General features: G+C 69.7%; 3 protein-coding genes, 1 tRNA gene and 1 pseudogene. 3 read left to right on the top strand and 2 right to left on the bottom strand.

Translation table 11 applies throughout. The annotated features are described in order from the left end of the window. Positions 1-1003 precede the first annotated feature (1003 nt). Positions 1004-1078, top strand: a tRNA-Leu gene (locus tag NBW84_RS20050). A 444-nt stretch (positions 1079-1522) separates the two neighbouring features. Beyond that, complete coding sequence (locus tag NBW84_RS20055; RefSeq protein ID WP_250286394.1) at positions 1523-2344, top strand: Bax inhibitor-1/YccA family protein; 822 nt, start codon at positions 1523-1525, stop codon at positions 2342-2344. Between the two features lie 49 nt (positions 2345-2393). Here NBW84_RS20055 and NBW84_RS20060 read toward each other — a convergent pair whose 3' ends face one another. Continuing rightward, positions 2394-2804: a PPOX class F420-dependent oxidoreductase gene (locus tag NBW84_RS20060; RefSeq protein ID WP_250286395.1), complete on the bottom strand. Its 411-nt coding sequence runs from the start codon at positions 2802-2804 to the stop codon at positions 2394-2396. 171 nt (positions 2805-2975) lie between these two features. Beyond that, the gene (locus NBW84_RS20065) at positions 2976-3203 is read right to left on the bottom strand and encodes a DUF4287 domain-containing protein (protein WP_013872262.1); all 228 of its coding nucleotides are present in this window, start codon (positions 3201-3203) and stop codon (positions 2976-2978) included. Positions 3204-3331: 128 nt separating this feature from the next. Here NBW84_RS20065 and NBW84_RS20070 point away from each other — a divergent pair. Next, positions 3332-3545 (top strand): annotated as a pseudogene (locus NBW84_RS20070) (hypothetical protein); the annotation flags it as partial.

The raw sequence follows: 3545 nt of genomic DNA on the forward strand, positions 1-3545 counted from the left end.
CACGCCCGTCGCGCACTCCAGCGGATATGACGGACATGGCGGATATGGATATTGTCGCCCGCTTCCGGTGACCGCCAGCCGCCGCGCGATCCGCCCGTCCGGACATCATCGGCTGATCGCGCATTCGGGCCGCGGCTGTTCCCGTTCGGGGGCAGGGTGAATCATCCGGTCCGCGGTCGCCTTATTTATGACGCTTTAACATCGAATGCCCGCCGTAGGTGACTATGGCGGGCATTTTCGTGAGCGGCTGTCCTGCGCGGCGCCGGCGGCCACGGGAGATCCGCTCGGTGCGGTCGTGGGCTGGCGGAGGTGTCCCGCCGGGCCTGGTCCTGCGTGCGCAGAGCCCGGTGCCGTGGAGGTCGTGGGCCGGCGGAGGTGTCCCGCGGGGCCGGTGGCCGCGGCGGCCACCGCCCACCGGGGAGACGCGGGCGCGGGAGGCATGGGCGGCGCGCTGCCCGGCCGGCGGCCAGGAGCGTCGCTGTCCGGCTGGCCTCGGCGAGAGCTGACCGGCAGGGAGACGGGAAAGCGCGCCCGCCGCAGCCGCCGGCTGGTGCCACCTCACCCGGCCGGCCGTGGGCGGGCCCGCCTGGTGGGACGCCGGCTGAGCGCGCCCACGGTCAGCCGGCCACCAGTTCGCCGGCCCGGCACCCGGCGGGAGCCGGCCCGCCCGTGGCCGGGCGCGAGCCGGGTTCCCTTGCCCAGCGTCGTTCCCTTGCCCGTCGGGTTCCCTTGCCCGCCGTGCTCCCTGGCCCAGCGTCCGGCCCGGGGTGCCTCGCCGTGGGCCGGGACGGCCCCGCTCCCCTCCGCGTAGCTCCGCTGCCACGCTGGCCGTATTGCCAGTCGGTCATACTGTGATTGATCGCGCACCTTCGGTAGGCGAGTTGGGTGCGAGCGTCACGACAGGTTACGGATCAGGAGGTTCTGGTTACTTCCCATACTTTCTTCATGTTGTCTCTTTCACAAATCCTACGTAGCGTGGTAGAAACATCTCCGATGTAGCCGAGCCGGTGTATCCCAACAGGCAGAGGAGGCTGTCCTAAAAACAGCTCGAGTGTCGGTTCGACTCCGACCACCGGCACATTCAGATCTGTTCCGTGGCCGCCGGCCGGATCATTCCGGCCGGCGCTCGGTCATGCCAGCGGGCTATTCGCCCGAATGTCTCATCGTCATTGACACGTGACCCTTCCTCATGCTGGTCGCCGTCCGGTGCCGGCGGTTGTCGCCACGAGTTTCGCGATCATGTCGGCGAAGGCTTCGAGCGATCTTGCGGGCCGCTCCGGCGCCATCCGGCGCCGTCCGGTGGTCGTTCACGGGACTATGGGTACAGCCTCCGTCCGCGGCGTTCTACTCTGTATTCCGACAGGTTCGTCGATCGAGCGTGCCGATCGCCCGCGTCCCCGCTGATCCACTTTGTGGATCCAGATGTTGATCCACGCGGTGGGCGGCGCGGTCGGCCGAGCCCGGCGGCAGTTGCGATCTATACGCCCGGTTGGACGCGGGCGGCGGAAGGAGTCGTGTCCTGATGGCCGAGATGCGCTCGTCGAATCCGGTGTTCAGCCGGCGTGGCTTCGCCGGCTGGTCGGCGCCGTCCTCCTCCGGGTACGGCCCCGGTGGGTACGCGCCGCCGGGCGGGGGAGTCCCGCCCACCCCGACACCGGAGCAGCTCGCCGGGCTGTACCGGGCGCCCAGCGGGCTGACCGTCGACGACGTCGTCGTCCACACCCTGGGCCTGTTCGCGGTGATGGCCGTCACCGGGGCGGTCGGCTGGGCGATCGCCCCGACCACCCCCGCGGTCGGCTTCACCGCGATGTTCGCCGCGCTCGCACTGTCCCTGGTGATCTCTTTCAGCCGGCGGCTGCGGCCCGCGCTGATCGTGCTCTTCGCCGCGCTCGAGGGCCTGTTCGTGGGCGCGGTCTCCCGGTTCTACGAGGACGCCTTCCACGGGATCGTGCTGCAGGCGCTGCTCGGGACCGCGGTGGTCTTCGTGGCAATGCTGGTGGCCTATCGCAGCCGCCGGCTGCGCGCGACCGAGCGGATGGCCCGGGTCGTCTACGGGTCGTTGCTCGGCGTGGTCATGCTTGGCCTGACCGACCTGGTGGTCAGAGCGGTGTCGGGCAGCCATCTGCCGATCATCAATGACGCGTCCCCGCTCGGCATCCTGTTCAGCCTTGCTGTGCTCGTGGTCGCGAGCCTGCAGTTCATCCTCGACTTCGACTACATCGAGCGTGCGATCGCCGCTGGCGCTCCCCGTGCGGAGGCCTGGCGAGCCGGATTCGGGCTGCTCGTCGGATTTGTCTGGGTGTACCTGGAGATGCTCAGGCTGCTGTCGAAGCTGCGCGGCTGACCGGCTGGACCGCTGGGTCTGTCGTCGTGGGCGGGTGCCGCCCCGCCGCTCACCCGGAGCGGTCGGGGCCGGCGTGCTCGATCTCGATGCTGATCAGGCAGCGCTGGTCGCGGACCATGGCGGCGCGATAGTCCTCCCAGTCCGGGTGCTCGCCTGACAGCGTGCGGTAGTAGTCGACGAGAGGCTCCATGGCATCCGGGAGCGAGATGATCCGTGCGCGGCCCCGCACCTGGATCCACGGCCCGAAGAAGGCGTCGGGGAAGACGCACAGCCCGGCCCGCGGGTCGCGATGGAGATTGCGGACCTTGTAGGCGGTCTCCCTGCTGCTGATGACGAGTCTGCCGTCGGTGTCGACGCCGACGGTGACCGGTGACAGCTGCGGAGTCCCGTCCCGCCGGAAGGTGGCGAGGACGGCCCGATGGTTGTCCCGGACGTAGTCCCGGGCCGCTTCGATGTCCATGGGCTGATTCTCGCCCGGCCGGCCCGGTGGCACCGTGCCGAGTGCTCCTGCACTCGTCGCCGAGGGGGGAGGGCGACCAGGGCCCGGAGCTTCGTGGGGCTGCGACGCACATGGGCCGTACCGGGCCGGTCGGGCGAAGAAGGTTTATCGGGTGAAGAGGGGTATATCGGGTCAGGTCCGGATGGCGCGCCTGCGCAGATCCGCTTCGTGGACCACAGCCGCCGCATAGCAGTGCGGGAGCCCGTGCTCGTCCCGTAGCCAGTTCACGCGCTCGGAGAAGCGCAGGAGACCAGGCCCGCGATCCAGACATCCCAGCCAGTGGCCGACGTCGTGTCCGGTGATTCTGGGAATTCGTTCGATAAGGCTGTGGTGGGTCTCTTCGGAGCGTTGTTGCGACATTGGCGCCTCCAGTACTCACTGGTCAACCAGTCATGGAAGGAGAGTGCACCACCAGTCGGACAACGGCAAGACCCGCCACGGCTGTCATGGGGTAGCCTTTATGGATGGCCGAAGCGGATCCTGTGGCGATGCGGGATCTGATCACTTCGGGCGTGGCGCTCCTGGACGCGCCGCTGGCGGCACTGATCAGCGAGATACGGCGGTTGCGCGACCACGTCCACGGATGGACGCCGATCTCCTGGCGGGAGCCATGCGCTCCCTGCCAGCCGGACGCCGGCCCACCCGGGCCCGTGCCCAGGCCCGGCTCCGGGGCGGGCGCCGGCGGGGCGGGAGCGGCAGCCG

This window comes from Protofrankia sp. CiP1_Cm_nod2, assembly GCF_920664355.1.
Classification (GTDB): Bacteria; Actinomycetota; Actinomycetes; order Frankiales; family Frankiaceae; genus Protofrankia.

What these genes read in the sequence shown, in the direction of transcription:
- NBW84_RS20055 (WP_250286394.1), top strand. Translation starts at nt 1,523, where the DNA reads ATGGCCGAGATGCGCTCGTCGAATCCGGTGTTCAGCCGGCGTGGCTTC.
- NBW84_RS20060 (WP_250286395.1), bottom strand. Translation starts at nt 2,804, where the DNA reads ATGGACATCGAAGCGGCCCGGGACTACGTCCGGGACAACCATCGGGCC.
- NBW84_RS20065 (WP_013872262.1), bottom strand. Translation starts at nt 3,203, where the DNA reads ATGTCGCAACAACGCTCCGAAGAGACCCACCACAGCCTTATCGAACGA.